This is a genomic window from Acinetobacter lwoffii, from assembly GCF_049367455.1.
GTDB classification, from domain to species: Bacteria; Pseudomonadota; Gammaproteobacteria; order Pseudomonadales; family Moraxellaceae; genus Acinetobacter; species Acinetobacter lwoffii_W.
In genome coordinates, this window is record NZ_JBMPXW010000001.1 from 2,624,577 (window position 1) to 2,644,845 (window position 20,269).

At 39.8% G+C, this 20,269-nt stretch carries 17 protein-coding genes and 5 pseudogenes; 10 read left to right on the forward strand and 12 right to left on the reverse strand.

Annotation, left to right across the window (positions count from 1 at the left end; genetic code table 11):
• Positions 1 to 162: 162 nt before the first annotated feature.
• Both ACO1B7_RS12625 and sul2 read right to left on the reverse strand, forming a co-directional pair.
• On the reverse strand, positions 163 to 465 hold the full coding sequence (locus tag ACO1B7_RS12625; RefSeq protein WP_000251875.1) for a phosphoglucosamine mutase: 303 nt from the start codon (positions 463 to 465) through the stop codon (positions 163 to 165).
• Between the two features lie 86 nt (positions 466 to 551).
• Positions 552 to 1,367 carry a sulfonamide-resistant dihydropteroate synthase Sul2 gene (gene sul2, locus ACO1B7_RS12630; protein ID WP_001043260.1) on the reverse strand — a complete coding sequence of 272 codons (816 nt, stop codon included), beginning with the start codon at positions 1,365 to 1,367 and terminating at the stop codon, positions 552 to 554.
• An 89-nt stretch (positions 1,368 to 1,456) separates the two neighbouring features.
• On the opposite strand from sul2, the gene ACO1B7_RS12635 reads away from it, so the two are divergent.
• Positions 1,457 to 2,547, forward strand: a protein-coding gene (locus ACO1B7_RS12635) for an IS4-like element ISAba1 family transposase (RefSeq protein WP_085940648.1) whose coding sequence is annotated in 2 segments (ribosomal slippage) — positions 1,457 to 1,997 and positions 1,997 to 2,547 — 1,092 coding nt in all. Because the reading frame shifts where the segments join, the coding sequence is not laid out codon by codon here.
• A gap of 162 nt (positions 2,548 to 2,709) precedes the next feature.
• On the opposite strand, the gene ACO1B7_RS12640 is transcribed toward ACO1B7_RS12635, so the two are convergent.
• On the reverse strand, positions 2,710 to 2,916 hold the full coding sequence (locus ACO1B7_RS12640) for a transposase family protein (RefSeq protein ID WP_337971657.1): 207 nt from the start codon (positions 2,914 to 2,916) through the stop codon (positions 2,710 to 2,712).
• 41 nt (positions 2,917 to 2,957) lie between these two features.
• Here ACO1B7_RS12640 and ACO1B7_RS12645 point away from each other — a divergent pair, with 41 nt between their 5' ends.
• From ACO1B7_RS12645 to ACO1B7_RS12670, 6 genes and pseudogenes are all read left to right on the forward strand, one after another.
• A complete protein-coding gene (locus ACO1B7_RS12645) occupies positions 2,958 to 3,890 on the forward strand; it encodes an IS5-like element ISAha1 family transposase (RefSeq protein ID WP_044112009.1) in 933 nt (310 codons plus the stop codon).
• Between the two features lie 386 nt (positions 3,891 to 4,276).
• Complete coding sequence (puuE, locus tag ACO1B7_RS12650; protein ID WP_000127611.1) at positions 4,277 to 5,239, forward strand: allantoinase PuuE; 963 nt, start codon at positions 4,277 to 4,279, stop codon at positions 5,237 to 5,239.
• A 143-nt stretch (positions 5,240 to 5,382) separates the two neighbouring features.
• Positions 5,383 to 5,886: a 2-oxo-4-hydroxy-4-carboxy-5-ureidoimidazoline decarboxylase gene (uraD, locus tag ACO1B7_RS12655; protein WP_001177702.1), complete on the forward strand. Its 504-nt coding sequence runs from the start codon at positions 5,383 to 5,385 to the stop codon at positions 5,884 to 5,886.
• Entirely contained in the window at positions 5,883 to 6,203 is a 321-nt protein-coding gene (gene uraH / locus ACO1B7_RS12660) for a hydroxyisourate hydrolase (protein ID WP_000625767.1), read from the forward strand. Before uraD ends, uraH begins: the two co-directional genes overlap by 4 nt.
• 35 nt (positions 6,204 to 6,238) lie before the next feature.
• The gene (locus tag ACO1B7_RS12665; protein WP_000139429.1) at positions 6,239 to 7,600 is read left to right on the forward strand and encodes a nucleobase:cation symporter-2 family protein; all 1,362 of its coding nucleotides are present in this window, start codon (positions 6,239 to 6,241) and stop codon (positions 7,598 to 7,600) included.
• A 126-nt stretch (positions 7,601 to 7,726) separates the two neighbouring features.
• Positions 7,727 to 8,445, forward strand: a pseudogene (locus tag ACO1B7_RS12670) (outer membrane protein OmpK).
• A gap of 125 nt (positions 8,446 to 8,570) precedes the next feature.
• Here the strand turns inward: ACO1B7_RS12670 and ACO1B7_RS12675 are convergent.
• Together ACO1B7_RS12675 and alc are read right to left on the reverse strand one after the other, a co-directional pair.
• The gene (locus ACO1B7_RS12675; RefSeq protein WP_423090226.1) at positions 8,571 to 9,071 is read right to left on the reverse strand and encodes an ureidoglycolate lyase; all 501 of its coding nucleotides are present in this window, start codon (positions 9,069 to 9,071) and stop codon (positions 8,571 to 8,573) included.
• 96 nt (positions 9,072 to 9,167) lie between these two features.
• Positions 9,168 to 10,175, reverse strand: coding sequence for an allantoicase (gene alc, locus ACO1B7_RS12680; protein ID WP_000212598.1), 1,008 nt, complete (start codon positions 10,173 to 10,175; stop codon positions 9,168 to 9,170).
• 210 nt (positions 10,176 to 10,385) lie between these two features.
• On the opposite strand from alc, the gene hpxO reads away from it, so the two are divergent.
• Positions 10,386 to 11,543, forward strand: coding sequence for an FAD-dependent urate hydroxylase HpxO (hpxO, locus tag ACO1B7_RS12685; protein WP_129717737.1), 1,158 nt, complete (start codon positions 10,386 to 10,388; stop codon positions 11,541 to 11,543).
• 123 nt (positions 11,544 to 11,666) lie between these two features.
• Here the strand turns inward: hpxO and ACO1B7_RS12690 are convergent, their stop codons facing one another.
• On the reverse strand, positions 11,667 to 12,593 hold the full coding sequence (locus tag ACO1B7_RS12690) for a LysR family transcriptional regulator (RefSeq protein WP_005265716.1): 927 nt from the start codon (positions 12,591 to 12,593) through the stop codon (positions 11,667 to 11,669).
• Positions 12,594 to 12,838: 245 nt separating this feature from the next.
• On the opposite strand from ACO1B7_RS12690, the gene ACO1B7_RS12695 reads away from it, so the two are divergent.
• Positions 12,839 to 13,894, forward strand: coding sequence for an aromatic ring-hydroxylating oxygenase subunit alpha (locus tag ACO1B7_RS12695; RefSeq protein ID WP_129717739.1), 1,056 nt, complete (start codon positions 12,839 to 12,841; stop codon positions 13,892 to 13,894).
• A gap of 56 nt (positions 13,895 to 13,950) precedes the next feature.
• On the opposite strand, the pseudogene ACO1B7_RS12700 reads toward ACO1B7_RS12695, so the two are convergent.
• A pseudogene (locus ACO1B7_RS12700) lies at positions 13,951 to 14,703 on the reverse strand (IS5-like element ISAha2 family transposase); the annotation flags it as partial.
• A 96-nt stretch (positions 14,704 to 14,799) separates the two neighbouring features.
• Positions 14,800 to 15,660: pseudogene (locus tag ACO1B7_RS12705) on the reverse strand (solute carrier family 23 protein); the annotation flags it as partial.
• A gap of 78 nt (positions 15,661 to 15,738) precedes the next feature.
• Between ACO1B7_RS12705 and ACO1B7_RS12710 the strand changes: the two are divergent.
• A protein-coding gene (locus ACO1B7_RS12710; protein ID WP_099046175.1) for an IS3-like element ISAba14 family transposase occupies positions 15,739 to 16,883 on the forward strand; the annotation gives its coding sequence in 2 pieces (ribosomal slippage) (positions 15,739 to 16,003 and positions 16,003 to 16,883; 1,146 coding nt in all).
• Between the two features lie 60 nt (positions 16,884 to 16,943).
• On the opposite strand, the pseudogene ACO1B7_RS12715 reads toward ACO1B7_RS12710, so the two are convergent.
• The 4 genes and pseudogenes from ACO1B7_RS12715 to ACO1B7_RS12730 form a co-directional block, all read right to left on the reverse strand.
• Positions 16,944 to 17,390, reverse strand: a pseudogene (locus ACO1B7_RS12715) (solute carrier family 23 protein); the annotation flags it as partial.
• 20 nt (positions 17,391 to 17,410) lie between these two features.
• Positions 17,411 to 18,201, reverse strand: a pseudogene (locus ACO1B7_RS12720) (outer membrane protein OmpK).
• Between the two features lie 17 nt (positions 18,202 to 18,218).
• Positions 18,219 to 19,172 (reverse strand): isopenicillin N synthase family dioxygenase, encoded by a 954-nt coding sequence (locus ACO1B7_RS12725; protein WP_129717707.1) that lies wholly within the window; start codon positions 19,170 to 19,172, stop codon positions 18,219 to 18,221.
• 16 nt (positions 19,173 to 19,188) lie between these two features.
• On the reverse strand, positions 19,189 to 20,163 hold the full coding sequence (locus tag ACO1B7_RS12730) for an isopenicillin N synthase family dioxygenase (RefSeq protein ID WP_005265712.1): 975 nt from the start codon (positions 20,161 to 20,163) through the stop codon (positions 19,189 to 19,191).
• Between the last annotated feature and the right edge of the window lie 106 nt (positions 20,164 to 20,269).

Sequence of the window (20,269 nt, forward strand, 5' to 3'; positions counted from 1 at the left end):
CAACGATACCAATCAAAATGCTGCGTTCACAGCGCCGCGGCAGGGATCCGCCGTGCTGGTTGTCGGAAAAGGAGCCGCTAGTGGGAAAGAGGAGGGTAAATTTTCAGCGTTGCTGGCTCCCCGTCAGCCGGATTGGGTTGCATCGCAGGGGTGTCGAAAGAGTCAACTGCGGTCCAAAGCTGTTGGACTTGGGTGAAAAGGGCGTTTATTCTTCCTATACGTTGTCGGCAGCGGGCCAAAAAGGAATACGTCCATGCCCATCGAGGTGAAACCGGCTGTGAGCGCGGGTTCAAGCATATAGCCCGACAGGCGCGTATCCTTGCCGATCACGACACGATGGCGGTGGTCACCGCGACGAAAGACACGGCCAGCCGCCATGCCGACGCGCAAGGCGGTTTCCGCCGTCATCGCGCCTTCGTTGGCTTTGCCACGAATACCGTCTGTGCCGAAATATTTGCGCACCATAAGGTCGATTATCCTGTCGTCGGGTCGCCCTCAAAGGGGACATGCCTGCTGAACCGCGAATATAGAGAAATATCCCGAATGTGCAGTTAACGAATTCTTGCGGTTTCTTTCAGCGCCGCCAATACCGCCAGCCCGTCGCGCAAGGGGCGCGGCTCGTGTGTGCGGATGAAGTCAGCTCCACCTGCGGCGGCGGCAAGCTCTGCAGCGAGTGTCGCGGCCCCGACATCCCCCGGACCACGGCCTGTGAGCGCGCGCAGAAAGGATTTGCGCGAAACAGACAGAAGCACCGGCAAATCGAAGCGCAGCCGCAATTCATCGAACCGCGCCAGCACCGAGAGCGAGGTTTCGGGAGCAGCCCCCAGAAAAAACCCCATGCCGGGATCAAGGACAAGGCGGTTGCGTTTGATACCGGCACCCGTCAGCGCCGCGATGCGCGCGTCAAAGAACGCCGCAATGTGATCCATGATGTCGCCAGCGGGTGCCTCGCGCCGATCTGCCTGCCCGTCTTGCACCGAATGCATAACGACGAGTTTGGCAGATGATTTCGCCAATTGCGGATAGAACGCAGCGTCTGGAAAACCGCGAATATCATTGAGATAGGCCACACCACGCGACAAGGCATAGGCTTGCGTCGCGGGTTGATAACTGTCGAGCGAGACGGGAATGCCATCTGCCTTGAGCGCGTCCAGCACCGGCGCGATACGCGCGATTTCTGTGTCGGACGAAACAGGCGCGGCGTCGGGATTGCTGGATGCCGGACCGAGGTCGATCACATCTGCCCCCTCGGCCATCAGCTTACGCGCCTGCGCAATGGCTGCGTCTGGCGCCAGATACCGGCCTCCATCGGAGAAACTGTCCGAGGTTATGTTGACGATGCCGAAAATGATGAGCGATTTATTCATGGGGGCTTCTATAATAATCTCTGTACACGACAAAAATAGATAACTCATTGAAATAATGTCACAATAATTGTTTTCTAACGACGAATACTATGACACATCTCAATGAGTTATATCTTATCTTAAACAAATCTCTAAAATGGAACAAGTCACATTTAAAGTGCTTTGCGCTCATCATGCTTGTGATTATTTTAAAGCAAACATGTAATCTTTCTTCTGCATCTAAAGCCTTGCCCATCAAGTGTTTACCACAATCATTTTATCGACGTATGCAGCGCTTCTTTGCAGGTCAGTATTTTGATTATCGTCAAATTTCTCAGTTGATTTTCAATATGTTTTCATTCGACCAAGTGCAACTGACTTTAGATAGAACCAATTGGAAATGGGGAAAACGAAATATTAATATCCTGATGCTCGCAATCGTTTATCGTGGAATAGCGATACCTATCCTTTGGACATTGCTTAATAAACGTGGAAATTCAGATACGAAAGAGCGTATTGCTTTGATTCAACGCTTTATAGCCATTTTTGGTAAAGACCGTATTGTGAATGTGTTCGCAGACAGAGAGTTTATCGGTGAGCAGTGGTTTACATGGTTAATTGAACAAGACATCAACTTCTGCATTCGTGTTAAAAAAACTTCATTGTCACCAATCATTTAGGAAAGAATCATAAAATTAGTGATTTATTTCGCCATCTTAAAGTTGGTCAAATTGAATGTCGTAAACGACGGATTTTGGTTGGTCGGGTGAAACTATATATAAGTGCACTACAGTTAGAAAATGGAGAGCTTTTACTCGTCGTTTCTCCTCAGTTTAATGCCAATGCTATTCAGGATTATGCATTACGCTGGGAAATTGAAACCTTATTCAGTTGTCTCAAAGGACGCGGGTTTAATCTTGAAAATACGCGCTTGACAGACCCTAGACGAGTGAAAAAATTGATTGCGGTGTTAGCTATAAGCTTCTGTTGGTGTTACTTAACGGGTGAATGGCAACATAATCAAAAAAAAGCGATAAAAATAAAGAAGCATGGACGACTCTCAATGAGTTTATTTCGCTATGGTTTAGACTATGTTCAAATGGCGATTCAGCGTTTAATTGGTTTTGGGAAAAAAGAAGAGTTTAAGGAAATTTTGGCAATTTTAAGAAAGCAGAATCCTGATAGGATAAGGGTTCTGTGAAATTTGTCGTGTACAGAGTAAAATTTTATGTTTTAAATTAAAGAAATAAAAGAAAAACCAAGAAATTAATCCTATGATAAAAAGAATAATTAAATTTAAAATATTTGGTGTTTTAAATTGATCACCGTAACCATTAGACTTCCTTCATAAATCATTTTTCAATCAATTTAATTGTTTATCTTTCACCCAATCTAAATTGTATATGCCAGCAAGTAAATTAAACCGCAGGTTTAATCTTTTACGACGATTTCTATATACACAAGATAAAATCTTAAAACATTTCATCCTTCCAAATACATGCTCTACTTGAATTCGTCTACGACCAATCTCTCTATTTAACTTTTTTAATTCAGAATGGCTTTGTTGCACAAACCTATCTCTAAAGGCTTATTCCACAATATAATTCTCAAATGAATAAGCCCACACATAAAATCTATCGTACAACCAATTGGTCTTCTTATAACAGTGCATTAATAAATCGAGGAAATCTCTCAATTTGGTTTGATCCCAAGACTCAATGGTACGCTCAACCCAAAGGTAAACATGGTCGAAATCAAACTTATTCAGATACAGCCATCCAATGCTGTTTAATGATCAAATCCTTATTTCGTCTTTCTTTACGCATGGTCACTGGCTTTGTGCAAAGTCTCATTCATCTTTGTAGATTAGATTGGACAGCACCAGACTATTCCACCATCTGCAGAAGACAAAAGCATATTGATATTGCAATTAACTATCAAAAAAGCAGTAATGGTCTCCAGCTACTCGTCGATTCTACTGGCTTAAAGTTTCTAGGCGAAGGTGAATGGAAGCGTAAGAAACACCAACCTGAATATCGTCGCCAATGGCGTAAACTTCATATTGGTATAGATGCTGAAACCCTTCAAATACGCGCTATTCAACTCACTACAAATAATGTGAGTGATTCACAAGTGCTTGGTGATTTACTCGATCAGATTCCACAAGATGAGCAGATTGACTCTGTCTATACTGATGGGGCTTATGACACCAAGCAATGCCGTCAAGTAATTGCAGACCGACAAGCACATGCGGTGATTCCGCCAAGAAAAAATGCGAAACCTTGGAAAGATACAAAGACCAGCTCGCTAGAGCGAAATGAATTACTTCGAACAGTTAAACGTTTAGGAAGAACAATATGGAAAAATTGGTCAGGCTATCATCGCAGAAGTCTGATAGAAACCAAGATGCATTGCATCAAATTATTAGGCGATAAACTCCGTGCGAGAAACTTTCAAAGCCAAGTCAATGAGATTCATGCACGTGTGGCCGTATTAAATAAATTTACAGATTTAGGCCGACCTCACACCCAAGTTGCCACTTAAATTTAGATAACTTGGAAGAAGTTTAGCTTTTGAATGTTTGTGCAACAAAGCCTCTCTTGAATTAAATAATTTTGCTGATTAATTTAAGATCAAATAAATTGTACGTTTTTTGATTTATGACGGAAGTCTAATGTACTAAAAAATGAAAGAAAAAATTCTAAAGTAAAAATATTAATAATTTTTTTATGTTTTGTATTCATTAGACAGTCCAAAGAAAAAATATTTTTTAGATATTAAATTTATAAAGTTAGATGCTCAATATGCACGCGTCATCAGTTGTCGTTCCTTTAGAAAGGAAATAAAACTTGTATACTAAGTTTTGGCGCACTAATTGCTTAATTCATTCTATTTTTTGACTGTTTGATATAACAAATTAGGAAGTGGATGTGACAGCAACATATTTACGTGGGCAAGATCTGATAGACCAGATTCAACAACAAGACTATTCCAGAGATCTGATTGGCTATCATGGAGAACCACCCAAAGTGGAATGGCCAAATGGTGCTCGTGTCGCGGTTCAGTTTGTATTGAACTATGAAGAAGGCGGTGAAAACCATGTAGAACATGGTGATGCAGGTTCAGAACAGTTTTTGTCAGATATTATTGGCGCGGCCAGTTTTCCAGACAAACACATGTCGATGGATTCCATGTACGAATATGGCTCACGAGCGGGCTTTTGGCGCATTCACCAAGAGTTTAAAAAACGCCAACTCCCCATGACCATTTTCGGTGTGGGTATGGCTTTGGCACGCAATCCTTACATTGTGGAAGCGATTAAAGCAGCCAATTATGATGTCGTATCGCATGGTCAACGTTGGTTGCATTATCAAGATATGCCAATCGAACAAGAACGCCAACATATGGATCAAGCTATTAGCGTGCTTGAAACGCTATTTGGTAAAACACCAATCGGTTGGTATACCGGACGTGATAGCCCGAATACTCGAAAATTACTTGCTGAATTTCCTCAGATTCAATATGACTGTGACTATTATGGCGATGACTTACCATTTTGGAGCACAGTGACGAATGTAGATGGTGCAACACGTCCGCATTTAATCATTCCATATACACTTGAAAGTAATGATATGAAGTTTTGCTCGCCGGGTGGTTTTAATAGTGGTGAGCAATTTTATCAATACCTTAAAGATGCCTTTGATGTGTTATATGCCGAAGGTGAAACTGCGCCAAAAATGCTATCTATTGGTATGCACTGTCGTATTTTAGGGCGACCAGGACGCTTTAAAGCACTACAAAGATTCTTAGATTATGTGCAATCGCATGAAAAAGTATGGGTTTGTCGTCGTGCCGATATTGCAGAACATTGGATAAAACACCATGCACCGTAATAAAAAAAATAAAGAAGAAAGAGAGGCTTAGCGCCTCTTTTTTTGTGCCTATAAAAAGCAATTTGTCTAAGAAATAAGGGATTGGCATTGATATTGCAAAACATGTTTTGAACGAACATTAAATATTTTTAGGCGATTTAATAGTGCAACTTGTTGAATTTAATCAAGCATCCGAAGCCGATGTAAAAACATTTTTAAAGCACTGTGTGCAAATTGAAAGCTGGGCGAATGAGCTGCTCAGTCAGCGTCCGTATGCATCATTAGACAGTATTTTGGAATACGCGGCTCAAGCTGCTCGTACATGGTCGTGGGAAGAAATTAAATCTGCTTTAGATAATCACCCGCGTATTGGTGAAAAAAAAGCCCAAGCTGAACTTTCTGAATTAGAAAAGAATTTTTCCAACCGTGAACAATCCGCTATTTCAGCCGATGAAGAAACACAAATGGCATTGCTCAAAGGCAACATCGCTTATGAAAAAAAGTACGGCTATATCTTCTTAATTAAAGCTTCAGGCTTAAGCAGTGAAAATGTATTACAAGCATTGCAGTACCGTCTGCTGAATAATCCAGAAACTGAAAAGCGTATTGTCCATCATCAATTGGCTGAAATTGCCTTATTAAGATTAAAACAGGAGCTAAGTGCATGATCAGCTCACATATTTTAGATACAAATCTTGGGAAACCTGCTGCCAATGTCTTGATTAAATTATTCAATGCAGACGGTATGTTACTTGGTGAAGGGCAAACCAATGCAGATGGCCGTGTGACCGACTTTGGTTTAAGCGAATTTTCTACGGGTAGCTATAGCTTAGAGTTTGCCACAGCGGACTATTTTGAAAGTCTTAATACCGAAACTTTTTTCCCAAAAGCAGTAATTCATTTCTTAGTAAAAGATGCCTCACAGCATTTTCATATTCCTTTGTTGATTAGCCCTTTTGCCTATTCAACATATCGCGGTAGCTAAAAATAGCATCATAAAACGGATCGGGGGATATAAAAATGACAGAACAAAATCAAACAGTTTCACCAGAACATGAATATTTAGGTGCAGGGAAAAGCCTAGCTTATGGCTTACAACATGTATTGACGATGTATGGCGGTATTATTGCGCCGCCACTGATTATTGGTACAGCCGCAGGACTTGAACCTGCACAAATTGGTTTATTAATTGCAGCAGCATTATTTGTCGGTGGTTTAGCCACGATTTTACAAACGGTCGGTGTGAAATACATCGGTGCAAAATTACCCCTAGTTCAAGGCGTATCCTTTGCTGGTGTGGCAACGATGATTGCCATAGTCACTGCAGGTGGTGGGCTTTCGGCAGTATATGGTGCGGTTATTGTTGCTTCATTAATCGGTTTCTTTTTAGCACCATATTTTTCAAAAATTATTCGTTTTTTCCCGCCAATCGTGACCGGCTGCGTGATTACCGTGATTGGTTTGTCATTGCTACCTGTCGCAGTACGTTGGATGATGGGTGGAAATAGCAAAGCGCCTGATTGGGGCAGTGCTGAAAATATTAGTTTGGCTTTTCTAACTTTAGCCATTGTCATTGTGCTGAATATTACTCGAAACGCTACAATTCGTCGTTTATCCATCTTATTAGCAATTGTGCTAGGTACAGTGCTGGCATATGCGATGGGCTTTGGCGATTTCTCAAAAGTCGCAAATGGCAATTGGATTCAATTCCCAAGTTTCTTTGCCTTTGGTATGCCAACATTTGAACTGAGTGCCATTATTGCCATGCTAATTGTGACATTGGTGATTATGACTGAAACTACAGCTGATATTATCGCTGTTGGTGAAATTGTCGGTACCAAAGTCGACGCTGAACGTATTACCAATGGGCTACGTGCCGATATGCTTTCAAGTGCGGCAGCACCAATATTTGGCTCATTCATGCAAAGTGCCTTTGCACAAAATGTAGGCTTGGTCGCGATTACTGGTGTAAAAAGCCGTTTTGTTGTTGCAGCGGGTGGCTTAATTTTAGTTGTATTGGGTATTTTACCAATTATGGGCCGTTTGATTGCTGCAATTCCTGTACCGGTATTGGGTGGCGCAGGTTTGGTATTGTTTGGTACAGTGGCTGCAAGTGGTATTCGTACTTTAGCTAAAATTGATTATAGTGAGCAAAAGAACCTAATCATTGTTGCTACAGCAATTGCCGCAGGTATGATTCCAATTATTGATCACTCATTCTATGCGAACTTCCCAAAATGGGTACAAACCCTGTTCCATTCAGGTATTAGTTCAACGTGCCTCATGGCCATCGTATTAAATATTGTGTTTAACCATCTAAACTTTTTTAAAAGTAAAGAAGTGAATAAAACCAGCAATATTGTTATAGATAGTCATCACTAAGCTATTCAAAATAAATAAAAAAAGCTCACATTAATGTGGGCTTTTTTTATTAAAAAATCTAATATTGGCTTTGTTTTTGCTAAATAAATTACTCAAAACGTATTTATCGCTAGGAAAAACAATTTAATGAAATTTATGCCTCTTTCAGCTGCAATTCTATGCACTATTTCAGCCAACTCTATCTTTGCAGCCCCAATCTGGCAAGACTTCAGCATTACCGGTCTATATGGCACCGACTATCAGCTCATTGCAAAAGAAGACAAACAAACCACTGTGACATTTGAATACGCGTCAAAGCTTAAATATGGTGATTTCTTCATTTTTGCCGACCGTACACATAATGACGTCAGGGGCGATCAAACCTATTTTGAAGCATCACCACGATTGAGTTTAGGCGATGTAACGGGTAAAGAACTTAAATTTGGCCCTGTAAAAGATGTATTGCTTGCAACCACTTGGGAAGCGGGTAGCAACTGGATAATTTTCTCTATGGTATTGGCTTAGACTTTGATGTGCCATATTTTCAATATGCAAAATTAAATTTATATAAAGTGAATAATGATACTAAATCTGATGACTATCAAATGACGCTTACCTATGCCATACCTTTTAAAATTGGCTCAGAATCTTTCTTAGCAGATGCTTTTCTGGATTGGTCAACTGCGGAAAAAGGCTCAGCCAGTGAGATGAACTGGACCAGTCAATATAAATGGAATGTGGGGCAACATATTTCCCCAGATACACGCCTGTATGTAGGCGTTGAGCATTCAGTTTGGAATAATAAATATAATATTAAAGGTAAAGATGAAAATAACGTCAGTGCGCTAGTGAAATATCACTTCTAATTGATTCGTTAAAACCGTACATCGTTACACAACATACTGCACAAGACTTAAAAGCCCCACGGATGGGGCTTTTAATTTCTGAGACAATTTTAAATTGAGGTTTCAATTTCAATGATAGTTTAAATTTATGCCACGATATTGAGTACTTCATTAAACTGATAAACATCACAATTATGTCCAATACCAATACGATCAACCACGGCAAAGTTACTTGGCGCCTCTAAAGTTAATAGAGGGTGATGCCATGTACCTGCATGGTAGTTAACACCTTGTGTACCATCTGAAATAAAAGCACAGAGTTTTGAAATATCAGGCGTTTGATCATCCAATGCAGGTGCCACCACAATTAAAAAAGCCTGACCTTGCATCGGGATAAAAGCTTGTGAGCCATTCGGATGTCGCTCAAGCATCGAAACCGAAAAAGGAATTTCTGTCTGTTTAATATTACGAAAAATACTAATACCTGCATGTGCTTCACCGAAGATTTCAATGGTTACAAGGGCATGATAACGCTCGGTATGTGCATCATTGATATGAAAAAAATCCTGTCCTCCGCAGCAAATCACCTCACCAAAAGGGGCAAAGTTTTCAATGCTCAGGGGCTGTAGCTGAATTGTTTGAACCATGTGTAATTCTTTTATTGTCTATATCAAGTGTAGGAGAAGAAGGATAAAACCACAGTACTTATCCTTCTCGATGTAGAAAGTATTCAAGCTTTCAATTTAGCTTTTGGTTTTACCCCACAAACGAATACGGCTGATACCACCATCTGGAATCATATTAATGCGAATATGCGAGATCTTTTCATGTTGCAAAATTTCGTTTACAAAGCTATGAATATGATCCATTTGCATGTCTTGTGCTTCAAGCAAAAATGGCCAGAACATACTTTGTGGAATTAATTGTGGATCAGTTGCATCTTTAACATATACGGCTTGAATAGAGACTTGGGCTGGAAAGTTGCCTTTAAAGTGTGCCGTATCGATATCAATTTTTTCAATTGCACCAGTTTGACCCAAAGCCAAAATACACCAATCAAAGCCCGGTGCACGACGACGTTTGGTTTCCCAACCATCACCCATATTAATTCCGCGACCTGGGTTAATCAGATTACGTGGATGACCAAAATGTGCATCGCTATAAGCAATTACACGTCCACCATTTTCTAAAGCAACTAAATCAATTGTTGCAGTGTGATCTTGTTGTTGAACGCTCACTTCACCATACACTTTAAAACGAGCAACACCACCATCAGGAAAAATATTTAAACGCACATGAGTAAAAACTTGGTCAGCTGTAATCGGCAAAACATGATGCTGACTTGGGCCAAGTACGTTGTTCTCTAATATGTTCAACCATTCAGCTTGAGCAAGATCGCCATCAGGGGCGTAGCAGGCTTCAACTGAAGCTGAAGCAGGGTAATTCCCAGTGAAGAAGGTAGTGTCAATATCTAAAGCCTTAATATGCCCAGCTACGCCCAATTGAATAATTGCCCAGTCATAACCTGTGTGACGTTTACGGCGCGTTTCCCAACCATCCATCCATTTACCATGGTCATCGAATTTATCTTCAACAAAAATTGGCGCGTCAAATTGAAGCATACGTTTTGCTTCTGCGAAAAATTCATCTGAACATTCAATAATTTTTGCACCAATACGGTCATCTGCCAAATTGGTAAGTGTCTGTAATTGTGCAGGAATATCAAAATCGGGTGCTAATAAAGTCGCCATATATTAAATCCATTCGCTATTTTCTTTCAAAATTCATGCTTTGCGCTATCGTGCTACAAAAAATTTAACAAACGATAAAAACAAGCATTTACACGCGTTTAGATGCACAGCGTGTGCCAACTTTGGATTTTTTTCAGGGCGCTTTATAAAAAATGGCACGCTTTTAGCATTTTATGACTTAGAAACTTATAAAACACAGGGGAATTATAGATGGAAATTACAATTATTGGTGCAGGTATGGCGGGTCTAACTACAGGCATCGCACTAAAAAAATTCGGACACCAAGTAACCATCTATGAACAGGCAGAACAAATTTTACCGGTGGGTGCTGCTATTTCGTTATGGTCTAACGGTGTGAAATGTCTAAATTATTTGGGTTTGACAGAGCAAGTTGAAAAGCTTGGCGGCAAAATGGATAACCTTGCTTATATTGATGGTCTGACGGGCGATGTGATGACCCAGTTTAGCCTTTATCCATTGATTGAAGAAGTCGGGCAACGACCATATCCGGTATCACGTGCGGAACTTCAGAATATGTTAATGGATGAATTTGGTCGTGAAGATATTCATCTAGCTAAGAAAATGATTTCTTTTGTTGAAGAAGGAGAGCGTGTAAAAATTCAATTTGCAGATGGTAGCGAAATAGAATCTGATCTATTGGTGGGTGCAGACGGTACACACTCAATTACTCGTGCCTATGTTTTAGGTGAGCAAGTTGAGCGACGCTATGCAGGCTATGTCAATTGGAATGGTCTCGTTGATGTCTCAGACGATTATGCCGCAGCAGATCAATGGACAACGTTTGTAGGTGAAGGCAAACGTGTTTCACTGATGCCAGTGGCGAATAATCGTTTCTATTTCTTTTTTGATGTGCCGTTAGCTGTTGGTCTTGAAAATGATCGTAGCCAATACAAAGCTTTATTCAAACAATACTTTAAAGGATGGTGTGAGCCTGTCCAAAAGTTAATTGATGCAGTCGATGTGCAAAAGACCAATCGTGTAGAAATTCACGATATCGAACCATTTGCCAATTTTTACAAAGGTCGAGTGGTGATTGTAGGTGATGCAGCGCACAGTACAACACCTGATATTGGTCAAGGCGGCTGCCAAGCGATGGAAGATGCTATCTATTTGGCACGTTCATTGCAAATTAATACCTTAGGTTTACAAGATTCTTTACGTCGCTATCAGAACAAGCGTAATGAACGTGCCAATGAGTTGGTACTTCGTGCCCGTAAGCGCTGTGATGTGACACATATGAAAGATGAAGCGGTGACCCGAGAGTGGTATGAAGAGTTACGTAGAGAACAAGGCAATCATATTATGAAGGGAATTATTAGTAACATTGTCGGTAATCCACTCGACTAAGCTGTAAGACACAAAAAGAAATGTAAAACTAAAAGGTTAGCTTTCAGCAGCCAGTGTGAATATTCACACTGGCTTTTTTTAGCTATTTAGAAACATTAGATTGAAGAGCAAAGGATTAAATGTTTAAGGAAGTTGCTTTAATTGCAATTTGATTTCTTCCATTTTTTCGACCAATAAATTTACCATTATTTGTGAAAGACGAGATGTTTGACGTTTTGAAGCGACGCACAGTGCAATGGTTAAACGATGCATACCTTTTTCACGAATGGGCTTAAATACGATCTTTTTTGAGTTTAAAAGTGGTAATGCATCCATATATGACATTAAGCCAATGCCTAATTGTTGTTGAATTAATGATGTTATCATTCTAATGTCATTACATTCTATCTTTTGTATAGGATTAAATTTGTGATGTTTATAGAGTGTATGTACATAATCACTGATGACTAAGGGCTCACTTGGCATGATATGACGCTCATTTAAAGTGTCAGATAAATAGATTTTATCCATGCCGGCTAAGGTGTGATGTGGTGATAAAACATAGCCTAAAGGAATTTCAATAAAGGATAAGATTTCTAATTGATTGTGACTTTTAGGATTTAAGATAATGCCAAAATCTAATTCTGCATCAATGATTTTTCTCGATATTTCTTCACTGCTATTCATACTGATATTGAGATTAATCCATGGATAGCTTTCAGCCATGCGTTGAATACAATCCACGACAAAACCATCATTTAGGGCAGAAATAAAACCCATTTCAATATTGCCGCGACTTAATCCTTGAATTTCATCAAATCGAATTCGAGTCAGCTGATATTCTTTTTGCCATTTAAGCAAATCAGCATAAAGTAATTCACCTGCTAACGTTAGCTTCAGCCCCTGCGGTAAACGCTCAAATAAAGCAACGCCTAACTCTTCTTCAGCAAGAACAATTTGCCGATGCACTGCAGAGACTGAAATAAAAAGCTGTTCTGCGGCTTTACGTAAACTGCCAGTACGGGCAACAGCCATAAAATATTCAGAAAATCGGGAAAAGGTAATCGACATACAGCTATTCAATCTCACGGGCAGTTTACAAAGTACTTATCCATGCTTAAGCGATTTTCATGCCATAACTTTTGATTTTTTCAATTCATTCTGCTTTTGTGTTCTAAAAAGCAGAACATTGTATGCAAATCATTCTAATAGACAGAAATGCTATCCAAACGTATTTTTGACTTAGAAAAGAACGAATTAGCCCTAGTTACATGGCATAAAAGTTCTGCAAATAATGCGAATGTAGAGATTTAAAAATGAATGCGATTCCTGTACTGAATTTATTTACCCAACCACAATGCAGTTCATTTGATGCAAACGATTGGAATATTTTAGCGCAGCATTGGTACCCAGTTGCACGTACACAGGACGTTTCAGAACAACCGCAACAAGTACAATTACTTGATGTGAAAATGGCATTGTATAAAACTGAAAGTGGAAAAATTCATCTCGTGCGTGATATTTGCCCGCATCGTGGTGTGCCATTAACCAAAGGCTGGGTGAAAGGCGAAGAAATTATTTGCCCATACCACGGCCTACATTATAACGATGAAGGAAAGTGTGTAAAAATTCCTGCACAGCCGGAACTTACACAAATTTCAGATCGTTTTTCACTGACCAAATTTCCAGTTGTAGAAAAATATGGACTTATTTGGACCAGTTTATTTAACCGCGATGTATCGAAAGCCAATTTTCCAGATTTAGACACGTGGGACAGTGAAGAACATCAGTCAATTCTCCCTCCATTTGTCGATATTGCTGGATCAAGTGGCCGTCAGCTTGAAGGCTTTATTGATGTTGCGCACTTTGCATGGGTACATAACCAAAGTTTTGCTGATCGTGAAAATCCTAAAGTACAAAAATATTCGACCGTTCGAACGGATTATGGCTTACATACAGAGTATGTGAGTGATGTCAGTAACTATCCGCATGGCTTACAACATTTAGCACCAGATGATTTTTTATGGAAACGTACTTTCGATGTCTATCCACCATTTTCAGCTATTTTGACTATCGACTTTCCTGAAAATGGCTTACTTAAAATTTTAAATGCGTGCTGTCCAGTTTCGCACAATAAAACGCGATTATTCGTTCCCTTAACTCGTAACTTTGATACTACAGGAGACTTACAGGCAGTTTATGATTTCAATGCACAAATCTTCGCTGAAGATCAGGACATGGTGGAAAGCCAAAAACCAGAAGAACTTCCTTTAGATATTTCAATGGAGGCACATTTTGAGGCAGATCGTTCATCAACCACTTACCGCCGAATTTTGGCAGAGTGGGGATTGAGCAAACGCTATACAGTTTAAAATGGCTTTGTTGCACAAAGATTTAAAAGATAACACTCTGCTCATTTGAACAGAATTCAAGTGACAACTTGGGTATGAGGACGACCTAATTCTGTAAATTTGTTCAATACGGCTATGCGTGCATGAATCTCATTCACCTGACTAGAAAAACTCCTTGCTGTTAATTTATCACCTAATAGTTTGATGCAATGCATCTTGGTTTCAACTAAACTTCGACGATGATAACCAGACCATTTTTTCCAAAGCGTTCTTCCTAAACGTTTAACTGTTTTCAGTAACTCATTCCGCTCTAAAGATCTCAATTTCTGATCTTTCCATGGTTTTGCATTTTTTCTTGGCGGAATGAGCGCATGTGCATCTCGATCTAGAATGACTTGTCTGCAGTGCTTCGTGTCATAAGCACCATCGGTATAGACCGAATCAATTCGTTCATCTAAGGGAATTTGAGCAAGTAAATCACCGAGTACTTGCGAATCGCTCACATTATTTGTAGTAAGCTGTACTGCACGTATTTGCAAGGTTTCAGCATCGATGCCAATATGAAGCTTACGCCATTGGCGACGATATTCAGGTCCATGTTTCTTACGTTTCCACTCACCTTCACCTAGAAACTTTAAGCCAGTTGAGTCGACGAGTAGATGTAGCCCATCACTACTTTTTTGATAGCTAATCGCAATATCAATATGTTTTTGTCTTCGACAAAGCGTACTGTAATCTGGTGCGGTCCAATTTAATCCACAAAGTTTAATCAGACTTTGAACAAAACCTGTGACCATGCGTAAAGAGAGTCTAAATAAAGATTTGATCATTTTGAAATTATAGGACTGAATAAACCTTATAGGCTAGGTTTGTGCAACAAAGCCCTGTGTATCTGATATTTATGCATCTTTCAATTTCTGAAGATACTATTCATCCAATATCCGCTGTTTTCGATTGAGAACAGCATTCAAAATCACAGCACAAAAAGCCGTTAGCAAAATTGGGCTGTTTAACAGAGGTGAAAGATAAGATGGTAGTTGTGAGAAAATAGTAGGTGAGAATACAGGCAACATACCTATGCCGGCACTGACTGCAATGATGTAGAGATTATTCACATTTTGAAAGTCGACACGCTGCAGTACTTTGATACCATTAGATGTCACCATCCCAAACATAAACAATGCGGCTCCACCTAGAACACATGAGGGTATAGACGCAACAAAGTAAGCTATTTTAGGAAATAGACCTAAAAGGATTAAAAACACACCAGCTAAAGCACATACACTGCGATTCTTAACACCTGTGATCGCTAGCAAACCGATGTTCTGAGCATAGGATGTATACGGGAAGATATTAAAAATCCCACCAATCATTGTGCCAAGGCTGTCAGCTCTAAAACCGCGAGTCAATTTTTCCTGATCCACCTCTTCTTCAACAATTTCACCTACAGCCATGAACATCCCAGCTGTTTCAATGAAAATAACCAGCATGACTACGCACATAGTCAAGACAGCCCAAAAGTTAAACTCTGGAATACCGAAGTGAAATGGCATCACCCAACCTAACCATGGGCTTTCATCTATCTTGTCTAAAGAGATGAGGCCAGAAAATGCAGCGATGATATAACCAATTCCCATCCCGATTAGAACTGAAATGTTGCCCAAAAAGCCTTTAACATAACGGCTGATGATAATAATGCTTAATAGAACACAGGCAGCGATAGATAAGTACAATGGATTTCCAAAGTCTTTTACCCCATATCCGCCAGCGGACCATGTGCCTGCAATACAGAGATGGATCCGGAAATTTGAACAACTCCTATAAGTGATACTCTGCTCCTCAAATGATGTTATAAACATCAATATATGGAGTATTTTATGGCACGTAGACCAAGAAGAAATCATTCAAACGACTTTAAGGCTAAGGTAGCACTTGCTGCGATCAAAGCAGAAAAAACACTTGCTGAATTGAGTTCTGAGTTTGATGTTCATCAAAACCAAATTATTGACTGGAAAAATCAATTGATCTCAGCTTCCTCACAAGCTTTCGATCAATCAAAAGCTCCATCAGAACCTCCCATTGATCTTAAAAAGTTACATGCAAAAATCGGTGAGCAGGCATTAGAAATTGATTTTTTAGAAGGTGTGTTGAAGAAACTGGGCCGCTTCAACCACAAAAGTTAATCGATCACTCACTTCAGATTTCAGTATCTAAACAAGCTAAGTTACTGAAAGTCTCTCGTGGTTGTTATTATTATCGCCCAAAACCTGTTAGCTCATCAGATCTGAAGCTGATGCGATGTATTGATGAATTACATATGCAATATCCTTTTGCAGGCAGTCGTATGATGCGTGATTTGTTGAATCGTCAAGGGCATCATATAGGACGACGTCATACACGTACTTTAATGAAGAAAATGGGTATTCAGGCGTTATATTGCAAACCAAATTTAAGCCAGGCTAATCAAGCTCACCGTAAATATCCATATCTGCTCAAAGGATTGGCTATTCAGCGCAGTAATCAAGTGTGGTCTACTGATATAACGTATATCCCTATGGCAAAAGGCTTTGTTTATTTATGTGCTGTGATTGATTGGCATAGCCGCAAGGTACTTGCGCATAGGGTATCGATTAGTATGGAGGTGGATTTTTGTATTTCGGCTTTAAATGAAGCGATTGAAAAATATGGATCACCTGAAATATTGAATACAGACCAAGGCAGTCAGTTCACCAGTGATGCATTTATTGATGTATTGAAATCAAATGGCATTCAAATCAGTATGGATGGTAAAGGTCGATGGGTAGATAATGTGATGGTTGAACGATTATGGCGGAGCGTTAAATATGAAGAGGTGTATCTCAAAGCTTATAGCAGTGTCACAGATGCGAAAAAGCAATTGAGTGCATATTTTGAGTTTTATAATCTGAAACGACCTCATTCGAGTCTAGACAAAATGACACCAAATGAGTTTTACTATGATCAGCTACCCCAACAAAACAAGGTGGCTTAACTAGAGCGGAATATCACTTATAAATACGCTTTTAGTTGTTCAAACAAGTGGAACCACCTCTATACCAATGAGAGATAGACCAATCACAAGAATTTGAGTTCCTGTCACCACAGGAGGGAAGAATCGTATTAACTTTCCAATAAATGGTGAAATCAGGAAGCCAAAGATCCCTGCGATAATGATTGCCCCAAATACACTTAGTAGTCCCATATCTGGATTAGTCCCAATTGCAATCATTGGGCCTACTGCAGTAAAGGTAACTCCCATCATAATGGGAAAGCGAATACCTACATTTTTAAAACCAATAGTTTGAATGAGGGTGGCAATGCCACAAACAAATAGATCTGCAGTAATTAAGAAAGCAATTTCTGCAGTGCTTAACCCTAAAGCTCCTCCAACAATTAGGGGAATTGAAACAGCACCTGCATACATTACCAAGACGTGCTGGATACTGAGAAAAATCATGGAGCTTGGTTTTAAGTTATTGGCTGTGATTGTGTTAGTCATATATGTTTTTCTCCTTCAGCCTAAAAGGTATATTTGACGATGAAACTAGTAGCATTTTGATTAGTTTTAAAATATGGAGTGTCTTCGATTAAGAATTTGTTTTTCCAATAGTCGTATTCAATACCTGCTGCTAATTTTTTTGGGCTTAAGCCTAGATGAGGGCTAAGGTCATATTTGATTTGTGGGTTAAAGTGAAAGTCGGAAGAGTTATTACCTTTGGAATTGACTACCCAATCAATGTATCCATCAAAAATGATTGATGATTTAAGAAATGGGACGGTATATGACCAGGAAGGAGTGATTTGCCATTGTCCACTTGGGGTGTTTCCATCGTCTGGAATGCGATAGTAAAAATTAAGGGTGAAATAATCAAAGCCTTTGATATCTAGGTCAAAACCTGGACCAACTAAATAAGTCCACATATCGTCATAGCCAGGCTGATCTTGAATACTTAAGTCAAAACTCGTAGCTATTAGGACATCTTTCACTGGCCCAAAGCTCAAATTCGTATTGGTTAGTTTTCCTATTGAAAAGCGTGGGGCTATTTCTGTATAGACAGCATTATGTCCTTGGGAAGCAGTCTTTTACCGTCAAACCAATAAGTGTCGACGAATAGAAAGAGATCTCCCCATCTCCAACTGCTCGCATGTTCAAAAGTAATCGTTTCATGTGTATCCGGCTCTACTTCGAAACCTTTACCATAAAGTGCAGAAATACTATTGGATTGCCAATATAACCAAGGTTTTTCTGCAAAAGAGTAAGTGCTGACTGCACAGGTACTTAATAGTAATGAAGTGATAATTTTTTTCATTTGAATGTCCCCGATATTTAAACGTCAGCACGATGTTTGTAAGTAGCATCAAAGCGTGACTGTAGATATTCCATGCTAGTAATTGGTGAATATTTAGGTGGATTGGATTCGCTGTAACAGTTAGGCAGGCAACGGATTACAGTTTTTGGGCTCGGCTGGATGAAGAATGGGAAAGAAAAACGTTGTTTGCCTTTAGGACTTGAAACACGATGTGGTGTAGATTTGTAGATGTCATTGGACCAACGGGCCATCATGTCGCCGATATTGATAACATAAGTATCAGGAATAGGCGGAGCATCGATCCAATTCCCATTCACATCCTGAACCTGCAATCCCCCTACATCGTCTTGAGCAAGAATAGTCACGCAGCCATAATCAGTGTGTGCTCCAGCATTGAAACTCTCTGATTGCGTATTGTCTAATGCAGGTGGGTAATGAATGAGGCGGAGTGCACACAGACTTTCTTGTAGGCAGTAATCAAAATAATTTTGTGGAAGACCAATGGCATGAGACATGGCATTTAGAAGAACTTTTCCTAAGTCCAACATCTCTTCAAAGTAGCCATCCATTACAGTTTTCCATTTCTCGATATTCGGATATACATTAGGACCACGTAATGGTTCTTTATTGATTACATCAGGATGATCTGCTTCTAGGTGAACACCCATGTCATATACTTCTTTAAAGTCATTGGGCAGGTCAGGATTAAGTTGTTCAACACCCAATGCACCATATCCTCTGTGAGAGGCTTTGTGTTTTTGGATGTCTATTTCTAGTTTTTCAAGCAGTGGTTTACTAAAAAACTCTTTAGCTAAACTTTGAACTTCTGCAAGGTGATTCGGTTTATAACCACTGATATAGAAGAACCCCCATTCACGACATGCTTGGTCAATTTGGTTGCATATATCTGCATAATCAGGATGGTTAACGTCATAAAGAGGTGCAATGTCGATAACTGGTAATTTTTTCATGGGAAACTCCTTATTATTAGATATATGTTTTTTTGAACATGTCACGATAATGCTGTTCAACACTGATTGGTGGATATAGCGGTTCTGAGTTTTCCTCCAAACACTCTCGAATGCATTCAATCTGATACTGGTGATTACCGCTGTAGAAGAATGGAACAGAATATCGTTCCCCACCTGAGATGTTGATGACGCGATGGAGGGTGGATCTATATGTATTGTTCGTCCACATAGAGATTAGGTCACCTAGGTTAACGACATAACTATCTTCAATTGGCTCTGCCCAAATCCATTGGTTTTGAGTTTGATCCCACACTTGTAAACCGCGGTTATGATCCTGAAGTAATAGGGTTAACCCTCCAAAATCAGTATGTGCCCCGCATCCTTTTTCATTTGGTTGAGCATTAGAGGGTTGTGGAGGATAGTGCAATAAACGCAAGGTGACTAAATCTGCATCCTTGCAGAACTCTGAGAAATAATCTTCTTCCAGACCTAGTGACGAACCGATAGCATGCATGAGCCTTTCTGAGACTTTGATCATTTCTAGTTGGTATTCCTCCATAACCTCTTTGAATCCATCAATATCTGGCCATTGGTTTGGGCCTTGGTTAAAAGCTTTATGGATGACAACAGGATCTGAAGCTGAGCGTTCCTTCCCGATATAAAAGCCTTCCTTGATATCAGGTGGAGAATCAGGTTCAAGGGTTTGTGCTCTTAATTGTTCATAACCTCGGTTTGCTTCAGAAAGCTCGATGGTCCATTGCATTTTCTGTTCTAGGGGAAGACTGAAAAATAATTTGGAATATTCAAAAACCTTATCTTGTAATGCTTTAGAAACTCCATGTCCCGTAATGTAAAAAAAACCTTTATCTAAGCATGCTTTCCGAATATTTGAAGCAATGTTTTGGTGCGTTTGTATGTCATTATCCAAAAGTCCAGAAATATCGATGATGGGTATAGAGGTAATGTTTTGATTGTTTTCCAGCGCAGTCATGTAGCAATCTCTCAAAAATAATGTTTTCTTTTTTTTATAAAATAATCATGAGACCGCATAGCAATGAATATCGATCAAGCTGATGCCAAAAAGAGAGCTATTCTTA

Coding starts and splice junctions, on each gene's coding strand:
- ACO1B7_RS12625 (WP_000251875.1), bottom strand. CDS start 465: ATGGTGCGCAAATATTTCGGCACAGACGGTATTCGTGGCAAAGCCAAC.
- sul2 (WP_001043260.1), bottom strand. CDS start 1,367: ATGAATAAATCGCTCATCATTTTCGGCATCGTCAACATAACCTCGGAC.
- ACO1B7_RS12645 (WP_044112009.1), top strand. CDS start 2,958: ATGAATAAGCCCACACATAAAATCTATCGTACAACCAATTGGTCTTCT.
- uraH (WP_000625767.1), top strand. CDS start 5,883: ATGATCAGCTCACATATTTTAGATACAAATCTTGGGAAACCTGCTGCC.
- ACO1B7_RS12665 (WP_000139429.1), top strand. CDS start 6,239: ATGACAGAACAAAATCAAACAGTTTCACCAGAACATGAATATTTAGGT.
- ACO1B7_RS12675 (WP_423090226.1), bottom strand. CDS start 9,071: ATGGTTCAAACAATTCAGCTACAGCCCCTGAGCATTGAAAACTTTGCC.
- alc (WP_000212598.1), bottom strand. CDS start 10,175: ATGGCGACTTTATTAGCACCCGATTTTGATATTCCTGCACAATTACAG.
- hpxO (WP_129717737.1), top strand. CDS start 10,386: ATGGAAATTACAATTATTGGTGCAGGTATGGCGGGTCTAACTACAGGC.
- ACO1B7_RS12690 (WP_005265716.1), bottom strand. CDS start 12,593: ATGTCGATTACCTTTTCCCGATTTTCTGAATATTTTATGGCTGTTGCC.
- ACO1B7_RS12695 (WP_129717739.1), top strand. CDS start 12,839: ATGAATGCGATTCCTGTACTGAATTTATTTACCCAACCACAATGCAGT.
- ACO1B7_RS12725 (WP_129717707.1), bottom strand. CDS start 19,172: ATGAAAAAATTACCAGTTATCGACATTGCACCTCTTTATGACGTTAAC.
- ACO1B7_RS12730 (WP_005265712.1), bottom strand. CDS start 20,163: ATGACTGCGCTGGAAAACAATCAAAACATTACCTCTATACCCATCATC.